Source organism: Pseudomonas sp. UBA3149 (assembly GCF_002364655.1).
GTDB classification, from domain to species: domain Bacteria; phylum Pseudomonadota; class Gammaproteobacteria; order Pseudomonadales; family Pseudomonadaceae; genus Chryseomonas; species Chryseomonas luteola.
In genome coordinates this window covers 115,678-139,280 of the sequence record NZ_DEYV01000005.1, presented here as the reverse complement: position 1 = coordinate 139,280, position 23,603 = coordinate 115,678, and the positions used below count along the sequence as shown (strand labels likewise).

At 52.8% G+C, this 23,603-nt stretch carries 20 protein-coding genes; 1 reads left to right on the top strand and 19 read right to left on the bottom strand.

Annotated features, from left to right (window positions below):
• Positions 1-3: 3 nt before the first annotated feature.
• The 19 genes from B3729_RS02400 to rpsB all read right to left on the bottom strand — a co-directional run bounded on the left by B3729_RS02400 (position 4) and on the right by rpsB (position 22,529).
• Positions 4-1,632, bottom strand: a complete 1,629-nt coding sequence (locus B3729_RS02400; RefSeq protein WP_019364449.1) for a CTP synthase — start codon at positions 1,630-1,632, stop codon at positions 4-6.
• Between the two features lie 165 nt (positions 1,633-1,797).
• The gene (gene tilS / locus B3729_RS02395) at positions 1,798-3,135 is read right to left on the bottom strand and encodes a tRNA lysidine(34) synthetase TilS (RefSeq protein ID WP_286786947.1); all 1,338 of its coding nucleotides are present in this window, start codon (positions 3,133-3,135) and stop codon (positions 1,798-1,800) included.
• Between the two features lie 83 nt (positions 3,136-3,218).
• Positions 3,219-4,169 (bottom strand): acetyl-CoA carboxylase carboxyltransferase subunit alpha, encoded by a 951-nt coding sequence (locus B3729_RS02390; RefSeq protein WP_286786946.1) that lies wholly within the window; start codon positions 4,167-4,169, stop codon positions 3,219-3,221.
• A 162-nt stretch (positions 4,170-4,331) separates the two neighbouring features.
• Positions 4,332-7,850 carry a DNA polymerase III subunit alpha gene (dnaE, locus tag B3729_RS02385; protein WP_286786945.1) on the bottom strand — a complete coding sequence of 1,173 codons (3,519 nt, stop codon included), beginning with the start codon at positions 7,848-7,850 and terminating at the stop codon, positions 4,332-4,334.
• A 176-nt stretch (positions 7,851-8,026) separates the two neighbouring features.
• A complete protein-coding gene (gene rnhB, locus B3729_RS02380) occupies positions 8,027-8,665 on the bottom strand; it encodes a ribonuclease HII (protein ID WP_286786944.1) in 639 nt (212 codons plus the stop codon).
• Entirely contained in the window at positions 8,665-9,798 is a 1,134-nt protein-coding gene (lpxB, locus tag B3729_RS02375) for a lipid-A-disaccharide synthase (RefSeq protein ID WP_286787080.1), read from the bottom strand. The genes rnhB and lpxB overlap by 1 nt, the downstream gene beginning before the upstream one ends.
• 68 nt (positions 9,799-9,866) lie before the next feature.
• Positions 9,867-10,643: an acyl-ACP--UDP-N-acetylglucosamine O-acyltransferase gene (gene lpxA / locus B3729_RS02370; protein ID WP_010797389.1), complete on the bottom strand. Its 777-nt coding sequence runs from the start codon at positions 10,641-10,643 to the stop codon at positions 9,867-9,869.
• The gene (gene fabZ / locus B3729_RS02365) at positions 10,640-11,080 is read right to left on the bottom strand and encodes a 3-hydroxyacyl-ACP dehydratase FabZ (protein ID WP_010797388.1); all 441 of its coding nucleotides are present in this window, start codon (positions 11,078-11,080) and stop codon (positions 10,640-10,642) included. Before fabZ ends, lpxA begins: the two co-directional genes overlap by 4 nt.
• Before the next feature lie 42 nt (positions 11,081-11,122).
• Positions 11,123-12,187: a UDP-3-O-(3-hydroxymyristoyl)glucosamine N-acyltransferase gene (lpxD, locus tag B3729_RS02360; RefSeq protein ID WP_286786943.1), complete on the bottom strand. Its 1,065-nt coding sequence runs from the start codon at positions 12,185-12,187 to the stop codon at positions 11,123-11,125.
• Positions 12,187-12,690, bottom strand: a complete 504-nt coding sequence (locus B3729_RS02355) for an OmpH family outer membrane protein (RefSeq protein ID WP_074828089.1) — start codon at positions 12,688-12,690, stop codon at positions 12,187-12,189. Before B3729_RS02355 ends, lpxD begins: the two co-directional genes overlap by 1 nt.
• Positions 12,691-12,731: 41 nt before the next feature.
• The gene (gene bamA / locus B3729_RS02350) at positions 12,732-15,098 is read right to left on the bottom strand and encodes an outer membrane protein assembly factor BamA (RefSeq protein WP_286786942.1); all 2,367 of its coding nucleotides are present in this window, start codon (positions 15,096-15,098) and stop codon (positions 12,732-12,734) included.
• Positions 15,099-15,172: 74 nt separating this feature from the next.
• The gene (gene rseP, locus B3729_RS02345) at positions 15,173-16,525 is read right to left on the bottom strand and encodes an RIP metalloprotease RseP (RefSeq protein ID WP_286786941.1); all 1,353 of its coding nucleotides are present in this window, start codon (positions 16,523-16,525) and stop codon (positions 15,173-15,175) included.
• A gap of 15 nt (positions 16,526-16,540) precedes the next feature.
• A complete protein-coding gene (gene ispC, locus B3729_RS02340) occupies positions 16,541-17,731 on the bottom strand; it encodes a 1-deoxy-D-xylulose-5-phosphate reductoisomerase (RefSeq protein WP_286786940.1) in 1,191 nt (396 codons plus the stop codon).
• A complete protein-coding gene (locus B3729_RS02335) occupies positions 17,728-18,543 on the bottom strand; it encodes a phosphatidate cytidylyltransferase (protein ID WP_010797382.1) in 816 nt (271 codons plus the stop codon). The genes ispC and B3729_RS02335 overlap by 4 nt, the downstream gene beginning before the upstream one ends.
• Complete coding sequence (gene uppS / locus B3729_RS02330; protein WP_010797381.1) at positions 18,537-19,292, bottom strand: polyprenyl diphosphate synthase; 756 nt, start codon at positions 19,290-19,292, stop codon at positions 18,537-18,539. Before uppS ends, B3729_RS02335 begins: the two co-directional genes overlap by 7 nt.
• Positions 19,293-19,307: 15 nt before the next feature.
• Entirely contained in the window at positions 19,308-19,865 is a 558-nt protein-coding gene (gene frr, locus B3729_RS02325; protein WP_010797380.1) for a ribosome recycling factor, read from the bottom strand.
• The gene (gene pyrH, locus B3729_RS02320) at positions 19,862-20,605 is read right to left on the bottom strand and encodes a UMP kinase (protein WP_010797379.1); all 744 of its coding nucleotides are present in this window, start codon (positions 20,603-20,605) and stop codon (positions 19,862-19,864) included. Before pyrH ends, frr begins: the two co-directional genes overlap by 4 nt.
• A 190-nt stretch (positions 20,606-20,795) precedes the next feature.
• A complete protein-coding gene (tsf, locus tag B3729_RS02315; protein ID WP_010797378.1) occupies positions 20,796-21,665 on the bottom strand; it encodes a translation elongation factor Ts in 870 nt (289 codons plus the stop codon).
• Between the two features lie 123 nt (positions 21,666-21,788).
• Positions 21,789-22,529, bottom strand: a complete 741-nt coding sequence (rpsB, locus tag B3729_RS02310) for a 30S ribosomal protein S2 (protein WP_010797377.1) — start codon at positions 22,527-22,529, stop codon at positions 21,789-21,791.
• A gap of 280 nt (positions 22,530-22,809) precedes the next feature.
• Between rpsB and map the strand changes: the two genes are divergently transcribed.
• The gene (gene map, locus B3729_RS02305; RefSeq protein WP_010797376.1) at positions 22,810-23,592 is read left to right on the top strand and encodes a type I methionyl aminopeptidase; all 783 of its coding nucleotides are present in this window, start codon (positions 22,810-22,812) and stop codon (positions 23,590-23,592) included.
• The last annotated feature ends 11 nt before the right edge of the window (positions 23,593-23,603 follow it).

Genomic DNA, 23,603 nt, shown 5'->3' with positions numbered 1-23,603 from the left:
TCATCAAGCCTTATTAGCGTATTTCAGAGCCGCATTCACGAAACCGCTGAAGAGCGGATGACCATCACGCGGGGTAGAGGTGAATTCCGGATGGAACTGGCACGCCACAAACCAGGGATGATCCGGCGCCTCGACGACCTCCACCAATGCACCGTCGCCGGAACGGCCAGTGACCTTCAGGCCCGCCGCCATGATTTCGGGCAGCAGGTTGTTGTTCACTTCGTAACGGTGACGGTGACGCTCAACGATTACGTCTTGCTGGTAGCAATCATGTACCAGTGTACCTGAAGACAATTGGCACTCCTGAGCTCCCAGGCGCATGGTACCCCCCAGATCCGAAGCTTCTGTACGGATTTCGGTAGCGCCGGACGCATCCTGCCACTCGGTAATCAAACCAACCACCGGGTGCTGACCAGACTTGTCAAATTCGGTGGAGTTGGCATCGGTCCAGCCTAATACGTTACGGGCGAACTCGATTACCGCTACCTGCATGCCCAGGCAGATACCCAGGTACGGAATCTTGTTCTCACGTGCATACTGAACCGTGCGAATCTTGCCTTCTACACCGCGCAGACCAAAACCACCCGGCACAAGGATCGCATCAACGCCCTTGAGCAGATGGGTACCCTGCTGCTCGATATCTTCCGAATCGATATAGCGCAGATTGACCTTTGTACGGCTCTGGATACCGGCATGCGTCATCGCCTCGATAAGCGACTTGTATGCATCCAGAAGCTCCATGTACTTGCCAACCATGGCAATGGTTACTTCACGCTCTGGGTTGAGCTTGGCATCGACCACACGATCCCACTCGCTCAGGTCAGCCTGACCGCATTCGAGGCCAAAGCGCTCTACCACGAAATCGTCCAGACCCTGCGCATGCAGAACGGAAGGAATACGATAAATCGTATCCACGTCTTCCAGAGAGATGACGGCACGCTCTTCCACGTTAGTGAACAGCGCAATCTTGCGGCGGGAAGAACTGTCTACCGGATGATCGGAGCGGCAGATCAAAACATCAGGCTGCAGGCCGATGGAGCGCAATTCCTTTACCGAGTGCTGAGTCGGCTTGGTCTTGGTTTCACCCGCGGTTGCAATATAGGGCACCAACGTCAGATGCATCAACATGGCACGGCGAGCGCCGATTTCCACGCGCAACTGGCGTATGGCTTCCAGGAAGGGTTGGGACTCGATGTCACCTACGGTACCGCCGATTTCGACCAGCGCCACATCCGCATCACCTGCGCCCTTGATAATACGGCGCTTGATTTCATCGGTAATGTGAGGGATTACCTGAACGGTTGCGCCCAGGTAATCGCCGCGACGCTCCTTGCGCAGCACATCCATGTAAATGCGGCCGGTCGTGAAGTTGTTGTCCTGAGTCACTGTAGTGCGAATAAAACGCTCGTAGTGACCCAGGTCGAGATCGGTCTCGGCACCGTCATGGGTGACAAACACTTCGCCGTGCTGGAATGGGCTCATGGTACCTGGATCGACGTTGATATAGGGATCCAGCTTGAGCATGGTGACCTTCAAGCCCCTCGCTTCCAGAATGGCGCCCAAGGAAGCCGAGGCAATGCCTTTCCCCAATGAAGAAACAACACCGCCCGTGACGAAGATGTAGCGCGTCATGAATTTTCCTAGAAATCTGTAGTTAGGCGGAAAGCCGCCGGGAAGCGAGGGAGGCCTAGAGGCCTCGGTTGAGCACGGTAATACTTCATGCCCAACGCACACCGGTTGTTACGTAAACAACAAGTGCGGTACAAGACGGGAGCGTAGTCTACAACAAAGTGCCTTTCAGCTCAAACGCTGGCCACTCGTCGCAGGAACCCACTCGAACCGCCAATGCTGATCGGCTGGACCACTGAGTCCAGACAGATTCGCAATGGCTATCAACTGCCCATTACAAAACAGCAGCGGCAATCTGCCGCGCAAGAACGTCGGCACATGATGCTCATTCAGGAGCCGTTTGAGATCTCTGTGCCCACGCCCAGGGACAGCCATGATTTCCCCTCCCTGACGATAGCGGACTTCAAGTGATCCCGAGGGCCGCTGACCAACGATATACACTTGTCCATTGCCACCCAACGCCACCTCCGACTCCTTTTCAGGCCACTGACAAGGCACACAGGCGGCGCCCAACCACTGATGCGGTAACCACCAGAGCCGTCCCGCCCCCCGATGTATCTCACCGCCTTCCAGTACCCAGACGGGACTGGCCGAGGGACTGGCATCCCGCAATGCAACCCAGCCCGCCCAATGATCAGTATCTGGCATACGGCTATATCGATCTAACCAGTGGCGAAGTGCGTTGCGCTGACGGTGCTCGCTCAGCTGCCTGATAATCTCAAGTTCGAGACTTGGAAGCGGCAACCAAGGAAATGCAGTAGCTGTCTGTGCGGCAGACAAGTCCATGGCAGCGCACTCTTCAAGAATAGCCAGCGCCTCGGCCATATGCCCTGCACTGCGGGCAACGCTGGCTGAAGCCTGCGGCCATCGTAAGCGCAGTCGAGTGAGAATCTCATGGCGCAGGAAGTTACGATCCTGAACAACCTGTATGTTACTAGGATCTTCCACCCACTCCAGCTTTTCCGCTAAGGCATAACGTGACAGTTCAGCTCGAGGAACAGACAGGAAGGGTCTTACCAGGCGCCCCTCAGCCATTGCACGCGAGGTCGCCATGGCAGACAAACCTTTTACCCCAGCTCCACGCAGCAGTCTTAGCAGCAGAGTCTCCGCCTGATCGTCCTGATGCTGAGCCACTAGCAGAACTTCATGCTCTCTAACGTGCCGCGCAAAGGCGGCATAGCGTGCATCCCGGGCCGCTCGCTCCAGGCTTGAATTCTGATCCACTTGTACATGCTCGACGCTTAGGGGAACCTGGAGCAGGTCACACATCTGCCGACAATGCTCCACCCACTCGTCAGCCTCTTTGAGAAGACCATGGTGCACATGAATGGCATGTAGCGACGGCACCTGCCTGCAGAAGGACAGCCGCGATAAAACATGCAGAAGAACCGAAGAATCCATGCCGCCTGAAAATGCGATATGCCATCGCTTGGCATGCAGATAGGGCGTCAAGACCTTCAGGACGTTGTCAGCCAGAGGGGGAAGCGGGACATCAGAAAGAGACATGGCTGCCCATCAATGAATACACATTATTCATGTAAACAGCTTAAGCATATGTCCGGCATGGGCCGGACATACGTGGAGACAGATCAGGAAATACCGTAGCTCATCAGACGCTCGTAACGACTCGTCAACAACTCTTCGCTGGAGAATTTCTTGAGCATGTCAAGCTGATCTACCAGAGCTTCACGAATGGAAGCAGACATTACAGCGGGATCACGATGGGCACCGCCCAGTGGCTCATCGATAACGGTATCTACAATACCCAGCCCCTTTAAACGCTCCGCAGTAATGCCCATGGCTTCAGCCGCATCAGGCGCCTTCTCGGCAGTTTTCCAGAGAATCGAGGCGCAGCCTTCAGGCGAAATCACAGAGTAAGTCGAATGTTGAAGCATGTTCAGCTGGTCGCACACGCCAATTGCCAGGGCGCCACCAGAACCACCCTCGCCGATCACGGTTGCGATGATAGGCGTTTTCAAACGCGACATGACACGCAGATTCCAGGCAATCGCCTCACTTTGTCCACGCTCTTCGGCATCGATCCCCGGATAAGCACCGGGAGTATCGATAAACGTCAGAATCGGCATCTTGAAACGCTCGGCCATTTCCATCAGACGGCAGGCTTTACGGTAACCTTCCGGGCGAGGCATACCAAAATTACGACGTACCTTTTCACGCACCTCACGCCCCTTCTGATGACCGATGACCATGACGGGTTGATCATCCAGCCGAGCGATACCGCCAACGATGGCTGGATCATCGGCGAAATGACGGTCGCCATGAAGCTCTTCGAAATCAACGAAAAGATGGCTGATATAGTCCAGCGTGTAGGGCCGCAAGGGGTGACGCGCCAGACGAGCCACCTGCCAGCTGCTCAGACTACCGAAAATACTTTTGGTCAGTGCCTGGCTCTTTTCCTGCAGCCGGGCAATCTCGTCACTGATGTTCAGCGAATTGTCATTACCAACCAAGCGAAGCTCTTCAATCTTGGCCTGGAGGTCAGCGATCGGCTGTTCGAAATCGAGATAGTTCGGGTTCATGAGTATCCGTCTTGCAATCTTGAGCCAGCGGCCGGGTCGCCTACCTTAAAAGATCAGGCGGATCAGGTCGAGGCCGGCAGATCAATTATCGAGATCTGCCGCCTCAACCCTTGAGGCCATTGGCATGGTTTGGTCGAATGAGCGGCACTCGCGCCGCTCGGATCAACGGTAGTTCAGGAAGACGTTTTCTCTTCCAAACTGGTCACGTAGTGCCTGTATCAGGCCATCACCAGGATCGATTCTCCACTGCTCGCCAAATTGCAGCAGGGCCCTGGCATCCTGGCTTCGATAATCCAGCGTAACCGGGCAAGCGCCCCGATGCTTGGTACAGAGGTCGGCCAACCACCGAAGACGGTCGCCTTTCAATGCATCGCTTGCAACCGAGATGCGCAGACTTTCAGCCAATGCGGTGCGAGCCTCTTCCAGGCCCAGCACGCGCTTGGCGCGCAGTCTCAAGCCGCCCGAGAAATCATCCTGGCTGACTTCGCCCTCAACAATGACCAAGGCGTCAGTCTGCAACAAGGACTGAGCAGCATGAAATGCTTCGGCAAACAGCGAAGCCTCAATCCGGCCCGAGCGATCATCCAGTGTAACAAACCCCATCTTATCGCCGCGCTTGTTTTTCATCACACGCAGATTGACGATAAGGCCGGCAACCGTCTGGGTTTCACGAGAGGGCTTAAGGTCCACAATGCGCTGGCGAGCCAGTCGCCGTACTTCACCCTCATACTCATCGATCGGATGCCCCGTCAGGTACAGGCCGAGGGTTTCTTTTTCTCCCCGCAGACGCTCCTTGAGCGTCAGCGCTCGTGCCTTGTAATGATTAACGTAGACATCGGCTTCCGGCTCGGCAAATACACCCCCGAATAAATCCATATGCCCGCTGTTATTGCTCCGTGCCGTTTGCTCGGCTGCCGCAATCGCCTCTTCCATTGCGGCCAACAGCACTGAGCGATTCTGATCGATAGCCGCCTGGTAGGCCTTGAGCTCGTCATGATAATGCGGCCCCAGGCGATCCAGCGCTCCCGAGCGAATAAGCGCTTCAAGGGTACGTTTGTTGATGCGCTTGAGATCGACACGGTCGCAGAAATCAAACAGATCCTTGAAAGGCCCCTCCTGGCGCGCTTCTACAATCGCCTCTACCGGACCCTCACCAACCCCCTTGATAGCACCAAGACCGTAAACGATGCGTCCACCTTCATTTACAGTGAACTTGAAGTCAGAGATGTTCACATCCGGCGCATCGATCCGCAGTTTCATATGGCGGCATTCCTCAATGAGGATTACCACCTTGTCGGTGTTGTGCATATCCGCTGACAACACCGCAGCCATGAACGGCGCAGGGAAATGCGCCTTCAGCCAGGCAGTTTGATAGGACACCAGACCATAGGCAGCCGAGTGGGACTTGTTGAAGCCATAACCCGCAAATTTTTCTACCAGATCAAAGATGTTACCGGCAAGCTCAGCATCGATGCCATTATTGGCACAACCTTCAATAAAGCCGCCCCGCTGCTTGGCCATTTCCTCCGGCTTTTTCTTACCCATGGCGCGACGCAGCATGTCGGCCTGACCCAGGGTATAGCCCCCCATGACCTGGGCAATCTGCATAACCTGCTCTTGATACAGGATGATGCCATAGGTAGGAGCCAGGACAGGCTTGAGCCCTTCATACTGATAATCGGGGTGGGGATAGGCCAGCTCGGCACGGCCGTGCTTTCGGTTGATGAAGTCATCTACCATGCCTGACTGCAGCGGCCCCGGACGGAACAAGGCCACCAATGCAATCAGGTCTTCCAGGCAGTCGGGCTTGAGCTTTTTGATCAGCTCTTTCATGCCGCGGGATTCCAGCTGGAACACGGCCGTCGTCTCCGCCTTCTGCAAGAGATCGTAGGTCTTCTTGTCATCCAGCGGGATAAAGTCGATGTTAACCGGATCGAGCCCTTTTGCAGCATGCTCTCGATTGATCGTTTCCATTGCCCATTTGATGATGGTCAATGTTCGCAAACCCAGGAAGTCGAACTTCACCAGGCCCGCCTGCTCTACATCGTCCTTATCGAACTGGGTAACCAGTCCGTTACCGCCCTCATCGCAAGAAACGGGAGAGAAGTCTGTCAGTTTGGTAGGTGCGATTACCACACCACCCGCATGCTTACCGGTTCCCCGAGTGATACCCTCCAGTTTGAGCGCCATGTCCCAGATTTCCTGGGCCTCTTCGTCGACCTTGAGGAAGTCACGAAGCATCTCCTCCTGCTCATAGGCTTTCTGAAGCGTCATGCCTACTTCGAAGGGGATCATCTTGGACAATCTGTCGGCCAGACCGTAAGACTTACCCTGCACACGGGCAACGTCACGAACCACCGCCTTTGCGGCCATGGTGCCAAAGGTGATGATCTGACTGACCGCGTTACGCCCATAGGCGCCTGCAACATAATCAATTACGCGGTCACGACCGTCCATGCAGAAATCGACATCGAAGTCAGGCATGGAAATACGTTCAGGGTTAAGGAAGCGCTCGAACAGCAGGTCATAGGCCAGCGGATCCAGATCCGTAATTTTCAGCACATACGCTACCAGCGAGCCAGCACCCGACCCACGACCCGGCCCCACCGGGACGCCATTGTTCTTCGCCCACTGAATGAAGTCCATTACGATGAGGAAGTAGCCAGGAAACCCCATCTGAATGATGATATTCAGCTCGAAGTTCAAGCGATCCACATAGACTTGCCGCTTGGCCTCGTAATCCGGCGTTTCCTTAGGCAGGAGTACCGCTAGGCGCTCTTCCAATCCGTCAAACGATACCTTTCGCAGGTAATCGTCAATGGTCATGCCTTCGGGAATGGGGAAATTAGGCAAGAAATATTTGCCAAGCTGCACTTCAATGTTGCAGCGCTTGGCGATTTCGACCGTATTTTCTAAGGCCTCTGGCAGATCACTAAAAAGCTCCCACATCTCCTCAGGAGACTTGAGGTACTGTTGATCGCTATAGGTACGAGGACGCAACGGATCATCGAGTACACGTCCCTCACCAATACAGACCCGCGTTTCATGGGCCTCGAAGTCTTCCTGCTTGATAAAACGAACATCATTGGTTGCTACAAGCGGTACGTTGCAACGATCCGCCAAGGCAACCGCGGCGTGAAGATGCTCTTCATCATTGACGCGCTGGGTACGCTGCACCTCCAGGTAAAAACGATCACCAAAGACGTCCAGCCATTCACCTAACAACCGCTCGGCGCGTAGATTGTCACCGGCCAGCAAGGCCAGCCCTACCTCACCCTCTTTAGAGCCGGAAAGCGCAATCAAGCCGTCAGCAGCCGCCTTGACCCACTCACGTTGGACAATGATTTGGCCTTCGTGCTGTCCTTCCTGATAACCGCGCGAAACCAGCTCAGTCAGATTTCTATAGCCTTGCTTGTTCATAACCAGCAAGGTCAGGCGGGTAAGCGGCCCCTCCTCGTCAGGATTGGCCAGCCACAGGTCGGCGCCACAGATGGGCTTGATACCGGCCCCCATAGCAGCCTTGTAAAACTTTACCAGCGAGCACAAATTATTCTGGTCTGTCACAGCTACAGCAGGCATGCCTGCCCCCGCTACCGACTTGACCAAGGGCTTTACCCTGACCAGACCATCAACCAGCGAATATTCAGTATGCAAACGCAAGTGAACAAAGGATACGGTCATGGAAACCCCGACAATCATGCAAAAACGAACCGGAATTGTACTAACCGGGAGGACAAGCTAGAAGCTTGATAGGAATGAGCAGATATGCATGCTCAGGCAAATGAATGCGCCAACACTGTTCAGCCTAGAAAATACAGGCGTCGCCGTCCGTCGGTTCGTTTTTTCTTAATCTTCGATTAGAGCGCCATAGCCCCTGAAACTTGCCTCACGCTGACTTCCAACGCAGCAAAAGCATCCCGCACGGGCGCGAATGAGCGTCGATGTATAGGCGTAGGGCCAAGCCGTTTAAGTGCATCAAGATGCTCAGCTGTGGGATACCCCTTGTGACCTGCCAAGCCATATCCTGGATAAAGCAGATCCATTTCTGCCATTTCCCGATCTCGAGAGACCTTAGCCAATATAGACGCTGCTGCGATAGCAGGCACCTGACTGTCACCCTTGATCACCGCAGCACTTGGAACCGACAATACCGGGCAGCGATTACCATCGATCAAGGCAAGCTTGGGTAAAACAGCCAGTCCTTCAACCGCCCGCTTCATTGCCAGCATGGTTGCATGAAGGATATTGATCGCATCAATTTCATCAACATCGGCGCGAGCGATACAGCATGCCAATGCCTTTTCATGAATTTCTTCAAACAACGCCTCGCGGCGCGCCTTGGTAAGCTTTTTAGAGTCATTGAGCCCATGGATAGGACGTGCTGGGTCCAGGATCACAGCAGCGGTAACGACAGGCCCACATAAGGGACCTCGTCCTACTTCATCGACACCTGCGACCAATTCCTGCACCAATGTGAAATCCAAACCCAATTGCATCAATCAACCCCAATAAGCGTCAGTACTGCATCTGCGGCTTGTCGTGACGCGTCCTGACGTAATGCGTGATGAATAGCTTCAAATCCTTCTGTTTGCATAGAGGGATCATCCAAAAGAGGCAATATCGCGTTTACCAATCTTTCTGCCGTGGCATCGTCCTGAATCAACTCGGGAACAAGAGGCTTGCCTGCCAGCAAGTTCGGTAAAGAGATATAAGGACTCCTTACCATCCGTTTCAAGATGCAGTACGTCAATGGAGCCACCTTATAGGCGACCACCATTGGACGTTTAAAAAGCATTGCTTCCAATGTGGCCGTTCCTGAAGCAATAAGCACAGCATTACAGCTGGCCAGCACTTCATGTGACTGCCCCTGAGTCAACATCACACGAACAGAGCGGCCTTCAAGTAGTGACTCTATCTGCTTACGCCGATGCTCATTGGCACAAGGCAATACAAATTGAATATCAGGCCTTAACGCACTCAACCGTTCTGCGGCATCGAAAAAAAGAGCACCCAGCCGTGAAACTTCACCACCACGACTTCCTGGGAGCAAAGCAACGACTGGCCCGTCTGGCGGCAAGCCCAAAACTTTGCGGGCAAGCATGCGATCAGGATCAAGCGGAATGGTATCGGCCAGCGGGTGCCCAACAAAACGCACGGGAACCTGCTTTTCCTCATAGAAGCGGGCTTCAAAAGGAAACAACGTCAACATGAGATCGCAGGCCTCACGAATCTTAAGAACACGCTTTTGCCGCCATGCCCAGACAGAGGGACTGACATAATGAACAGTCGGTATCCCTGCGGCACGAAGCTGCTGCTCCATTTCAAGTACGAAATCTGGCGCATCAATGCCAATAAAGACATCGGGGCGGGACTGTATGAGTGTCTGGATAAGCTCTTTTCGACGTCGCAAAAGCTCTCGAAGCCGGCCTAGCACCTCTACCAGCCCCATGACGGAGAGTCGCTCCATGGGAAAGGCCGAGCTCATGCCCTCTGCCTCCATGCGCGGACCGCCAACACCAATGAACTCGACAGCCGAATGCCGTGCTTTAAGCGCTCTCATAAGGCCTGAGCCCAAAATATCCCCAGAAGCCTCACCGGCAACGAGAGCGATTCGCAAGGGTCGATTCAAGGCAGACATACCCAGCTCTTTAATAGCGCCAATATAAACTGAAGGCCGCATCTGCGGCCTTGAAAGGATTAACGTGTTATGCCGCGTGTGGAGCTGACTATAGAGTCCCTGAAGACTGCAACTTCGGGAAACTCAAGAGCAACCTGCTCCAATTCCTTCAATGCTTCGTCAACCGTCAAACCTTGGCGGTAGACAACCTTGTAAGCACGACGGAGGGCATGAATCGCTTCACTGGAAAAACCACGGCGGCGCAAGCCTTCAAAATTCATGCTGCGCGCTTCGGCCGGGTTGCCAAAGACCGTTACGTAGGCAGGCACATCCTTACCGATGGCAGTGCCCATACCTGAAAAGCTGTGTGCACCGATACGGCAAAATTGATGTACCAGTGTGTAACCGGACAAAATTGCCCAGTCATCCACATGGACATGCCCTGCCAACGCCGTGTTATTGACCAGAATGCAGTTATTGCCTATCACACTGTCATGCCCGATGTGGACATATGCCATCAGCAGGTTATGGTCACCAATAGTGGTTTCGCTACGGTCCTGAACGGTCCCCCGATGGATCGTGACACCCTCGCGAATGACATTATGGTCACCAATAACAAGGCGCGTAGGTTCACCCTTGTACTTGAGGTCTGGGGTGTCCTCTCCAATCGTAGAAAACTGGTAGATGCGGTTGTGCTTACCGATGACCGTTGGTCCATGCAGTATAACGTGCGGGCCTATGACCGTGCCCTCACCCACTTCAACATCGGCGCCTACGATGGACCAAGGCCCAACCTTGACGTCGTCAGCCAGTTTGGCGCCTGGCTCAATGATCGCCCTAGGGTCGATCAAACTCATAGTTTGCGTTCCGCACAGATAATTTCAGCAGAGCATACCGCTTTCTCGTCAACTGTTGCTTGGCATTCGAACTTCCAAATGCCGCGCTTGCAACTAATGAAACGAGCTTCCAGCTGCAACTGATCGCCCGGCAAAACAGGCTGACGAAAGCGCATGTTATCCGAGCCGACAAAGTAATACAGGGTTCCCTCTGCCGGAGAAGAATTCATCATCTTGAAGCCAAGAATCCCTGCCGCTTGCGCCATTGCTTCGATAATCAAAACACCCGGCATAATGGGATGCTGAGGGAAATGACCATTAAAAAAGGGTTCGTTGATGCTGACATTTTTGTAGGCACGAATACGCTTGCCTTCAATGTCCAGCTCCACTACCCGGTCCACCAACAGGAACGGGTAGCGGTGAGGCAAGTATTCGCGAATCTCGTTAATGTCCATCATATCTGGAGGGGCCTGTTCAAAAAAAAGGAAACGCCCGATGCGTTACTCTGCATCAGAAGCAGCGTCATCCTGTAAGGTCACGGCAGCTACTGTTTTTTCGAGAAGCTGCAGACGCCGAGCCATATCATCCAGGTGACGGATACGAGCCGCACTTTTTCTCCATTCGGCAGCAGGCTGCATTGCCGTGCCGGAAGAATAAGCGCCTGGCTCGGTAATCGAGCGGGTAACCATGGTCATGCCAGTAACGAAAACGTTATCGCAGACCTCAATATGTCCAACCATGCCGACACCGCCGGCAATCGTGCAATGGCGTCCGATCTTGGTACTGCCCGAGATCCCTACGCAAGCCGCCATCGCTGTGTGCTCACCAATTTGTACGTTGTGAGCAATCATTATCTGGTTGTCGAGCTTAACGCCATTACTGATGATCGTGTCGGCCAGCGCGCCTCGATCGATAGTAGTATTGGCGCCAATCTCGACATCATCGCCAATACTGACACCACCCAGCTGAGCAATTTTTTTCCATTGCCCCTGATGGTTCGCAAAACCAAATCCCTCGCCGCCGATAACGGCGCCAGACTGGATAACCACTCGCTTCCCAACTCGAACGTCGTGATACAGCGTAACTCGCGGTGCAAGCCATCCGTTTTCGCCGATCTGACTACGAGCACCGACGAAGCAATGCGCTCCAATGACAACACCTGCACCTATCGATACACCTGACTCGATAACTGCATACGCACCGACACTTGCCGTAGGGTCTACAAAAGCATCCTCAGCGACCAGGGCGGAAGGATGAATACCAACTTTCGGCAGAGGCTTTCGATCAAACAGATGGGAAAGCTGCGCATAGGCAAGGTAAGGATTGGCGATTACCAGGCAATTGCCTGAAAATCCTTCCACCTCAGTCGGATGCAGGATCACAGCACCCGCTTTGGTGTCAGCCAAATATTTCTTGTACTGGGCATTGGCAAGGAAACTCAACTGCTCGGGCTGGGCATCCTGCAATGTCGCAAGACCAGAAATGAGAAGCTCCGGGTTTCCCCGGAGCTCAGCTCCAAGGCGCTCTGCCAGCTGCCTTAGAGTGTAAGCGGTAGAGGTCATCATTAGCGGTTCTGGTTCATCCGCTCGATAACATCACGTGTAATATCATATTGAGGCTTGGCATCAACCACAGCGCCACGCTCGATGACGATGTCGTAGTTGCCCTTCTTCAATACTTCTTCCACCGCTTTATCCAGCTTCGGCTTGAGCTGCTTCAGCATATCGCGATCAGCTGCGGCCTTGGCTTCGTTCAGCTCTTTTGACTGAAACTGGAAGTCACGCGCTTTCTGCTTGAAGTCCGACTCAAGACGGTCACGTTCAGAATCCTTCATTTTATCGCCCCCGGCAGCAAGGCGACTTTGAATATTCTTTGCATCACCTTCCAGTGCCTTCAGCTTGTTAAGCTGTGGGCCGAACTTTTTCTCAGCGTCTACAGCGTATTTTTTTGCTGCATCCGACTCCAGGAGTGCCATCTGATAATTGAGCACCGCAATCTTCATCTCGGCAAAAGCCGGGGTGGCAACAACAGCGGCGGCGATCAAGGCGAAACGGAAGAACTTACGCACAATGCACTCCTGCGTTTAAACGCGATATAGAGTTGGATCAATTAGAACGTCTGGCCCAGCGAGAACTGGAATACTTGCGTGTCAGCATTATCAGGCTTTTTAACTGGCATACCTAAGCTGAAGCTTAACGGACCCAACGCAGTTACCCAAGTCACGCCAACGCCCACGGAGCTTGCCATATTGGAAAAGCTGACCTTGTTACAGCTGGCGCTATCCTTGTCGACCAAGCGGCACTTGGTGTCGAAGACACTACCCACATCCCAGAACAGCACTGTTCGCAGCTGACGCTGATCTTTCACGAAAGGCAAGGGGAACAGATATTCGGCCCCGCCTGTGATCAACACATTACCGCCAAATGGTTCAGGATCTTGATCGGTATCTGTTTCTTGACCTTGAGCCTTATATCTTCCAGAAGCAGGAGTACTCCTCGGACCAAGGCTGCTATCTTCAAAACCACGAACTGAATTAAAACCACCAGCATAGTAATTTTCATAAAATGGCAAGCCGCTGGTTGAACCATAACCATCGCCATATCCCAGCTCGGTATGGAAGCGAAGTGCAGTATTCTGCGTTAACCCAGCAAAAATCTGACCACGATAGTCAACTTTGTAATAGCTCAGATCGCTTCCCGGAATTGTTGTTTCCAGAGAAAGACTTTGCGAGTGCCCTCGAGTAGCCAGCACGCCTTTATTTAGGGTTGACTCTGACCAGCCGATCGAAGCTTTAAAGTTAGTGAAACTATCCCCTTCCTGTTCAATGAATTTATAAACTTCGTCGACAGTATAGTTATTGGGGTCAAGCTCATCACGCTGAACGCCAAGCCCAAAGTTCAGTCGAGACGTTTCACTGATCGGATAGCCAAAATTTACCCCAAAGCCGAGGCTATTGATGGAGTAACTGGAAATATCAACATCCAGATCATCATAGTTGGTTGAGCGATAGAAGGCGTTATAGCCAAGGCTCACACCGTCATCGGTCCAGTATGGATCAGTAAAGCTGAAATTGTAGCGAGTCTGATACTGACTTCTCGTCAAGCCTACGCTTACTCTATTACCAGTACCCAAGAAGTTGCTCTGGCTGATAGATCCACCCAGGATCAAACCCGCACTTTGAGCAAAGCCAACACTTGCGGTAATAGAACCAGACGGTTGTTCTTCCACAGAGTAATTCACGTCGACCTGATCGTCAGTGCCAGGAACCTGCGGCGTCTCGACATTGACTTCCTTGAAATAGCCCAGACGTTCCAAACGGGTTTTGGACTGATCAATCAGGTAAGTGGACGCCCAGCCACCTTCCATCTGGCGCATTTCGCGGCGGAGGACTTCATCTTCCGTCTTGGTATTGCCACGGAAATTGATACGATTTACATAGGCACGCTTGCCGGGATCGACTACAAAGGTCAACGAAACCGTATGGTCATCATCATGTGGTTCCGGTACACCGTTCACATTAGCGAACGTATAGCCTTCATTCCCGAGGCGGCGGGTGATCAGATCTGAGGTGCCAGTCATCACCTTTCGAGAGAACACCTGTCCGGGCTGTACCAACATCAGCCTGCGAATTTCTTCTTCCGGCACTTTCAGGTCACCTGAAAGTTTTACATCCCGAACGGTGTATTTTTCACCTTCGTTGACGTTGACCGTAATATAGACGTGTTTCTTATCAGGCGTAATCGATACCTGAGTCGAGGTGATATCCATATTGATATAACCACGATCAAGGTAATAGGAGCGCAAGCGCTCAAGATCGCCAGAAAGTTTTTCACGGGAATATTTATCGTCGTTTTTGAAGAAAGAAAGCAGATGGCTTTTCTTCAATTCGAACAGATCTATTAGATCCTGCTCTGGAAACACATGATTTCCGACAATATTGACCTGAGAGATCGTTGCCACTTCACCTTCGTTGATTTTGATTTTCAACTGAACGCGGTTACGTGGCTGCGGAATAACCTCGGTTTCGATATTGGCAGAATAGCGACCTTGAGCAACATACTGACGAAGCAGCTCATTGCGCACACCTTCCAGCGTTGCCTGCTGGAAAATTTCACCTTCAGCCAAACCCGATTGTTGAAGACCTTTTTTAAGGTCGTCTTCTGAGATCGCCTTGTTGCCCTCAATAGTGATGCTTGAAATCGAGGGGCGCTCAACTACGCTCACAACCAGGACGTTACCGTCACGCCCTAATTGAATATCTTGGAAAAAACCCGTACGGAACAGGGAGCGAGTCGCATCGGAAAGGCGACGATCATCTACAGCATCGCCTACGTTAAGAGGTAATGCACCGAAAACGCTTCCGGCAGAAACCCTCTGCAAACCGTTTACACGAATATCGGAGATGGTGAAGGACTCGGCGTGAACCTCGCCGATCATCAGCGCGGCTATTACCGCAGGTAGCAGCAAGCGTTTCATGAGTCCCTTTTTTATTCCAACTGACAAATAAATAGCCTACCGCTTATACGGCAGACTAAGCGTTCAGCGGCGAGTTACAGACGCCCAAGGTCATTGACCAGAGCCAGTAACATGACACCAACAATTAGGCTTATACCAATCTGCATACCCCACGCCTGAATGCGCTCGGATACAGGTTTCCCTCTTGCCCACTCGACGAAGTAGAACAACAAATGTCCACCGTCCAGTACCGGCACAGGAAGCAGGTTTAAAACCCCAAGGCTTATGCTCAGGTAGGCCAGGAAGTTTAAGAAGTCACTGACACCTGACTGGGCAGAAGCGCCCGCCACTTTAGCAATGGTTATCGGCCCACTCAAGTTTTTTACCGAGAGTTCCCCAAGCAACATTTTCTTAAGCGAGTCGAGCGTCAGCAAACTCATGGTCCAAGTACGCAAAAGTCCCTGACCTACGGCCTCCAGCGGGCCATAGCTGACCTCCCGAAGCATTTCAGAGGGCCATTCCACGCCCTTGACACCAGCGCCCAAGTAGCCAGAGGCACTTTTTGCATCACCTTTACTAGAAAGCATAACTGGGACAGAGCGCTCAATTCCGGAACGATTAAGCACTAGGTTTACTGTTTGATTCGGGTGGGCACGAACATAATCGACCACCTCTTGCCAGTCGTTAACCGATGAACCCTCAACCGAAACAATACTATCACCAGACTGAATACCTGCTCTGGAGGCAGGCCCCTCAGGATCTAGTTCAGCCACAACAGGTGGCAGTGCCGGACGCCATGGATGTATGCCGAGAGATCCAATAGGGTCCGGGCTATCAGAGTCCTTGAGCCAACCATCAAGCCGAATGGAATGTACTTCTTGCTGACTGTTACCAGACTCGCGAGTTTCCACGACCAACGTACCCGTTTCACCGAGACGGCGAACCAGCTTGAGGTTGACCTCACCCCATCCGGAAACGGCCTTCCCATCAACCGAGACGATTTCATCGTTTGCCTGCAAGCCTGCTTGCGCAGCAAGACTACCTTCATCGACTTTTCCGACGACAGGCTTGACCTGCTGAGTTCCAAGCATGGCCAGAGCCCAAAAGAACACGATAGCCAATAAGAAATTGGCCACCGGACCCGCCGCTACGATAGCGATACGCTGATATACAGACTTACGATTGAACGTCTGGTCGATCTGGTCAGCAGAAACCTCCCCTTCTCGCTCGTCCAGCATTTTTACATAACCGCCAAGCGGTATTGCTGCTACTACGAACTCAGTTCCCTGCCTGTCATGCCAACGAAATAGCGCCTTACCAAATCCAACAGAGAAACGCAGGACCTTGACACCACATCGACGAGCAACCCAAAAGTGCCCAAACTCATGGAAAGTAACCAACACCCCTAATGCAATCAGGGTTCCAAGAATCATATACAGTGCACTCATGGCGTTCCTCCGCGCTTAGCGCCTGTGGCGCTCAAGCCAGACATTGGCTGAGTCCCTGGCATGGCGATCCGCTTGCATGACACATTCAAGATCGGTTACGGCAGAGATTGTTTCCTGCTGGAGCACAGCCTCGATGATCTGCGGTATCTCATCAAAGCGTGCTCTACCGTTTAGAAAGGCATCTACTGCCACTTCGTTCGCAGCGTTCAATATGGCAGGCGCGGTGCCACCTGCGCTAATAGCTTCTCTCGCCAATCTGAGGCAAGGAAAGCGCTGCTCATCAGGCTTTTGAAAATCAAGGCGTGCTACTGCAAACAGATCAAGAGGGCTAACCCCGGACTCTATTCGCTCAGGCCATGCCAATGCATGAGCAATTGGCGTACGCATGTCGGGATTGCCCAACTGCGCAAGAACCGAACCATCAATGTAGTCCACTAACGAATGGATAACACTTTGAGGATGAACAACAACTTCAACCTGATCAGGCCTTGCATTGAACAACCAACAGGCCTCAATGAACTCCAACCCCTTGTTCATCATGGTGGCAGAGTCTACTGAAATTTTACGTCCCATCGACCAGTTAGGATGCGCGCACGCCTGGTCAGGCGTAACGTCACGCAATACGTCCAATGAGGTTTCACGGAAAGGCCCGCCTGAAGCCGTCAGCAAAATTCGCCGCACCCCTTTTGCCACCAGTCCCTCTTCATAGCCTACTGGCAGGCATTGAAAAATGGCATTGTGCTCACTATCAATTGGTAACAGCTTTGCGTTGTACGTTTTGACAGCCTGCATAAACAGGGAGCCGCTCATGACAAGCGCCTCTTTATTGGCAAGGAGAACCTTTTTTCCTGCCTTGACGGCTGCAAGGGTAGGCTTAAGACCTGCCGCGCCAACGATAGCAGCCATAACAGCATCAACATCAGGATGAGCTGATACTTCACTTAGCCCTGCCTCACCGACCAGCACTTGCGTCGAGAGTCCAGCCGCCTTGATTCTATGTTCCAGCGCTTCGGCCTGCGCGCTGCCCGGCACTACAGCAAACCTCGGCTCATGAGTGATACAAAGCGCTCCGAGCTCATCGAGCCTGGTATAGCCAGTTAACGCAAATGCTCTGTAACGATCAGGATGACGTGCAATGACATCTAAAGTACTAAGACCTATCGATCCGGTAGCACCCAGTACAGTGATGTTTTGAGGACTAGTCACATAACACCCCAGCCCGACCACCAGAGAAGTGCTGCGTAAAGAGGTACTGCAGCGGTCAGACTATCAATACGATCCATGATGCCGCCATGCCCAGGTAGAAGCTGGCTACTGTCCTTAAGCCCTACCTGTCGCTTGAACATGCTCTCCGTAAGATCACCTACAACCGAAATAACGACCACTAGCGAAGCACCGATCAGAGCCTTAATCAAAGTATTGGCATCCCATCCGCGATAGAGACCTACACCCAATGTCAGCACAAGACTGGCTATTAGGCCGCCAATCATGCCCTCCCAGCTTTTACCTGGACTTACCTTGGGAGCAAGCTTGCGCTTGCCAAATGCTTTGCCGGAAAAATAAGCACCAATGTCAGCCACCCATACCAGCAGCATGACACCAAGAATAAGCCAATTATTGAGAGGCCACTGCTTCAGCAGGATCAACCCCTGCCAGGCAGGAACCAAGATAGCCACACCAATCAAAAGGCGTCGCCAAGTTGACTTCCAGTAATGAGCGCTTTCTGGATAGGTCATTACGAGCACGGCAGCAAAAATCCACCAAGCCACTGCCATCGGCAGGATAGCCAACGCCAGCTGAGGCATCTGCCAGCAGAGCAGAAGAAGGAAAGCAATTACAGCTGCATAACCTACACGAGCCGCCTGAGAGACGAGCCCGGAAAGCCGAGCCCACTCCCAAGCACCCAGGGAAACCACCGCTCCGATAAAGGCAGCGAATATCCCACCTTCTAGCAAAAAGAAGCCCCCAATCGCTATGGGCAGCAACACCAGAGCGGTAAGGACCCTTTGCTTTAGCATGATGCTCTCACTTCTGCTTCAATCTGTTCACTGGTCTTTCCAAAGCGTCTTTGCCGCGTCGCATAATCCGCCAACGCCTTACGCATAGCCTCATGTTTGAAGTCAGGCCAGAACAAGTCGGAAAAATATAGCTCCGCATAAGCCAATTGCCAGAGCAGGAAATTGCTGATGCGATGCTCTCCACCCGTACGGATACATAGATCAGGTAAAGGCATGCCTGCGGTGGTCAAGCAGTTCTGAAGTAACTCAGGCGTTATCCGCTCAGGCTCAAGCGTACCCTCCTTGACTGCCTGCGCCAGCCGCTGGGCCGCCTGGGCGATGTCCCACTGACCACCATAATTGGCAGCCACCTGGAGTACCAGTCTTGTATGACCAGCAGTCAAGGCTTCTGCCTGCTCCATCTCACGCTGCAGTTCAGGATGAAACCTGGAACGATCTCCAATGATGCGAAGACGTATGCCGTTCTGATCGAGCTTTTTGGCTTCCCTTCGAAGCGCTGATAGAAACAGCTCCATCAATGCACTGACTTCATCAGTCGGGCGCCGCCAGTTTTCACTGGAAAACGCAAACAACGTGAGCACTTCGACACCGGCGTCCGCGCAGACTTCTATAGCCGCACGAACAGCGTCGACACCAGCTCTATGTCCTGCCACTCCAGGCAGTAACCGCCGGCGAGCCCAGCGGTTATTACCATCCATGATAATGGCGACATGACGCGGTACTACAGAACTAGGGTCGCTATTGCCCATCTTGCATCCCTGCCGTCAAACGGCCATCAAATCAGTTTCCTTAGCCTCCAAGGCCTTATCGACCTCAGCGACATATTTATCAGTCAATTTCTGGATCTCATCCTGCGCACGACGCTCTTCGTCTTCGCTGATTTCCTTTTCCTTGAGCAGATCCTTCAGCTGAGCCAGCGCATCACGGCGAATATTCCGCACGGAAACACGAGCCTGTTCAGCCTCCTGGCGCGCCTGCTTAGTGAAACCCTTTCGAGTTTCCTCAGTGAGAGCCGGCATCGGGACGCGAATGGTAGTCCCGGCTGTCGCTGGGTTCAGTCCCAGATCCGAAGTCATGATGGCTTTTTCAACAGCCTGAATCATGCTTTTATCAAAAACAGTCAGCGCCAACGTGCGGGAATCTTCCACTGTCACGTTGGCCACCTGGCGCAGCGGCGTGTCGCTACCGTAATAGGACACCATAACGCTATCAAGAATGCTTGGATGAGCGCGTCCAGTACGGATCTTGGCGAAAGCGTGACCAAGCGCTTCAATGGTCTTGGTCATTCGGCTTTGAGCGTCTTGCTTTATTTCATTGATCATACTGTGCCCTCTTCGATCAAAGTACCTTCTCCGCCGCCTACAACAATATTCAGCAAGGCGCCGGATTTATTCATATTGAACACCCGAAGCGGCATCTTATGATCACGACACAGACAGATTGCTGTCAGGTCCATCACGCCCAGCTTACGGTCGAGCACTTCGTCATACGTCAAGCGATCGAACCTTTCCGCATTCGGGTCCTTGAAAGGATCTGCAGTGTACACGCCATCGACCTTGGTTGCTTTAAGCACCAGATCAGCCTCAACTTCGATAGCACGCAAGCAGGCAGCCGAATCAGTGGTAAAGAATGGGTTACCCGTACCGGCCGAGAAAATAACCACCTCGCCGTTCTGCAACTGACGCATAGCCTTACGACGATCATACTGATCGGTCACACCCACCATAGAGATGGCTGACATAACAGTTGCCGGGATATTGGAGCGCTCCAGGGAATCACGCATGGCCAGCGCATTCATAACGGTAGCCAGCATACCCATATGGTCACCCGTAACACGGTCCATACCTGCGGCTGACAACGCAGCCCCACGGAACAGGTTACCACCACCAATCACCAGCCCGACCTGAACACCGATACCAACAAGCTGACCGATCTCCAAGGACATACGATCAAGCACTTTTGGGTCAATGCCGAAATCTTCGGATCCCATTAGGGCTTCGCCGCTGAGTTTAAGCAGAATACGTTTGTAACGGGGTTGGCGACCACTCATCTGCTGAGCCATTCAGTCTCTCCTGCGACGATTTGAAATAATAAAAAACAAATCATTTTCCCATTACCGAACCGGAACGTCAGCGGTGACGCATCGATAGTGGGATCGTTACCAAATAAAAAAGAAAACCCATACCTTCGCTACTTGAAAAAAGAGGCCGCACGCGGTGGCGGGCAGCCTCTTTTTCAGCATCGATAGCGTCTTACTGCTTGCTGGCTGCGACCTGAGCGGCCACCTCAGCTGCGAAGTCCACTTCGGCTTTCTCGATACCTTCACCTACTTCGTAACGGACGAAGGAAACGATTTCAGCGCCAGCCTTCTTGGCCAGATCACCAACTTTAACTTCCGGATCCTTTACAAAAGGCTGCTCAACCAGGCTTGCCTCAGCCAAGAACTTGTTGATACGGCCTTTGACCATGTTTTCAACAATATTTTCCGGCTTACCAGCAATCTTGTCTGCGTTCAGTGCCAGGAAGATTTCTTTTTCCTTGGCAATCGCTTCTTCAGAAACCTGGGAAGGATTCAGGAACTGAGGGTTGCTTGCAGCAATGTGCATCGCGATATCACGAGCCAGCTCAGGCGTACCACCGTTCAGAGCAACAACAACACCGATGCGGTGGCCGTGCAGGTAGGCACCTATCACATCACCTTCTACACGAGTCAGGCGACGAATAGTGACGTTTTCGCCTGTCTTGGAAACCAGCGCCAGACGCGCCTCTTCCTGGGACTCTACCAGCGGAGCAGCATCAGTCAGCTTCTGATCGAACGCCTTATTCAAGCTATCTGCAACGAAAGCCTTGAAGTCATCCTGCAGAGCCAGGAAGTCAGTCTGGGAGTTGACTTCGATGATCAGAGCAGCCTTGTTGTCGTCGGAAACCTTGACAGCAATCGCACCTTCAGCAGCGATGTTACCAGCCTTCTTGGCCGCCTTGATGGCGCCAGCTGCACGCATATCATCGATGGCTTTCTCGATGTCGCCGCCGGCAGCAGTCAACGCCTTCTTGCAATCCATCATGCCAAGGCCGGTACGCTCACGCAGTTCTTTGACCAGGGCCGCAGTAATCTCTGCCATGCTCGAATCCTCTTGAATCAGTGTCTAAACCAATGCCCTAGGGCAGTAATTCTCTGAGTGGCAAAAAGGGGGCCTAGCCCCCTTCCTGCTCACTGAATGTCCAAGTCTTTACGACAGGGTCAATCAGCCTTCAGCAGCTTCACTCGCTGCTTCTTGAACGAACTCTTCAGGTGTTGCACCTGCGTTCTGCTTACCACGCAGTACGGCATCAGCCGTGGCGCTCAGGTACAGCTGGACAGCGCGGAAGGCGTCATCGTTACCCGGGATGATGTAATCAACGCCTTCAGGGCTGCTGTTGGTATCAACAACACCGATAACCGGGATACCAAGCTTGTTCGCTTCGGTGATCGCGATGCGCTCATGATCAACGTCGATAACGAACAGAGCGTCCGGCAGACCGCCCATCTCCTTGATACCACCCAAGCTGCGCTCGAGCTTCTCGAGATCGCGAGTGCGCATCAGCGCTTCTTTCTTGGTCAGCTTGCCGAAGGTGCCGTCTTCAGCCTGAACTTCAAGCTCACGCAGACGCTTGATGGACTGACGAATAGTCTTATAGTTCGTCAGCATACCGCCCAACCAGCGGTGATCCACGAAAGGCATGCCACAACGAGCAGCTTCTTCGCGAACGATCTTGCCAGCGGAACGCTTGGTACCAACGAACAGGATTTTGTTCTTGCCAGAAGCCAGGCGCTCAACAAAGCTCAGCGCTTCGTTGAACATCGGCAAAGTCTTTTCGAGGTTGATGATGTGAATCTTGTTACGCGCGCCGAAAATGTACTTACCCATTTTCGGGTTCCAGTAACGGGTCTGGTGGCCGAAGTGCACACCGGCCTTCAGCATGTCGCGCATGTTGACTTGGGACATTGATATTTCCTCAATAAGTCGGGTTGGGCCTCCACGCATCCCAATGGCCAACTCCTTGCAGAGCACCCAGGCCATCGTGCCGATACGTGTGTGGGGTTTAGGGCGTTTTAGGGCTATTGCCCGAAAAGCGCCGCGCTTTATACCACAGAAGTCAGCTGAATTAAACCATGGCAGACTACTGCGATTGGGATGGTGACGAAGGACAGGTTTGTTAGAATCCTGTCCAACCCTCTTATTTTAGTTCATATGCAGGCTGCCTGCGCAGCGCTTAGAGATTCTAATGACCGTTATTATCAAGACCCCTGAAGACATCGAGAAAATGCGTATCGCCGGCCAACTGGCGGCTGATGTACTGGAAATGCTGGATGAGCATGTTAAGCCGGGCGTTACGACCGAGGAGCTGAATAAGCTTTGCCACGACTATATCGTCAATGTGCAACAGGCTATTCCGGCGCCACTCAATTACAAGGGCTACCCCAAGTCTATTTGTACTTCGCTTAATCATGTCGTCTGTCATGGCATCCCCAATGACAAGCCACTCAAGAAAGGCGACATCCTTAACGTGGATATCACGGTTATCAAAGACGGCTACCACGGCGATACCAGCAAGATGTATTGCGTCGGCGAAGTGGCCGAGTGGGCAAAGCGACTCTGTGAGGTAACTCAGGAGTGCCTATATAAAGGTATTTCGGTTGTTCGCCCCGGCGCCCGGCTGGGTGATATTGGCGAAATCATTCAGAAGCACGCTGAAAAACAGGGTTTTTCCGTGGTGCGCGAGTATTGTGGTCATGGTATCGGCAAGGGCTTTCATGAGGAGCCGCAGGTTGTTCATTATGGGCGTGCTGGAACAGGCCTTGAACTCAAGGAAGGCATGATCTTCACCATTGAGCCGATGATCAACCAGGGCCGCGCTGAAACCAAGCTGCTTGGTGACGGTTGGACGGCCATCACCAAGGACCGCAAGCTGTCTGCTCAGTGGGAACACACCGTACTGGTTACCGCCGATGGCTATGAAATTCTGACACTGCGCAAAGACGAAACCATTTCCCGCACCCCCGCATGAGGTAATACGGG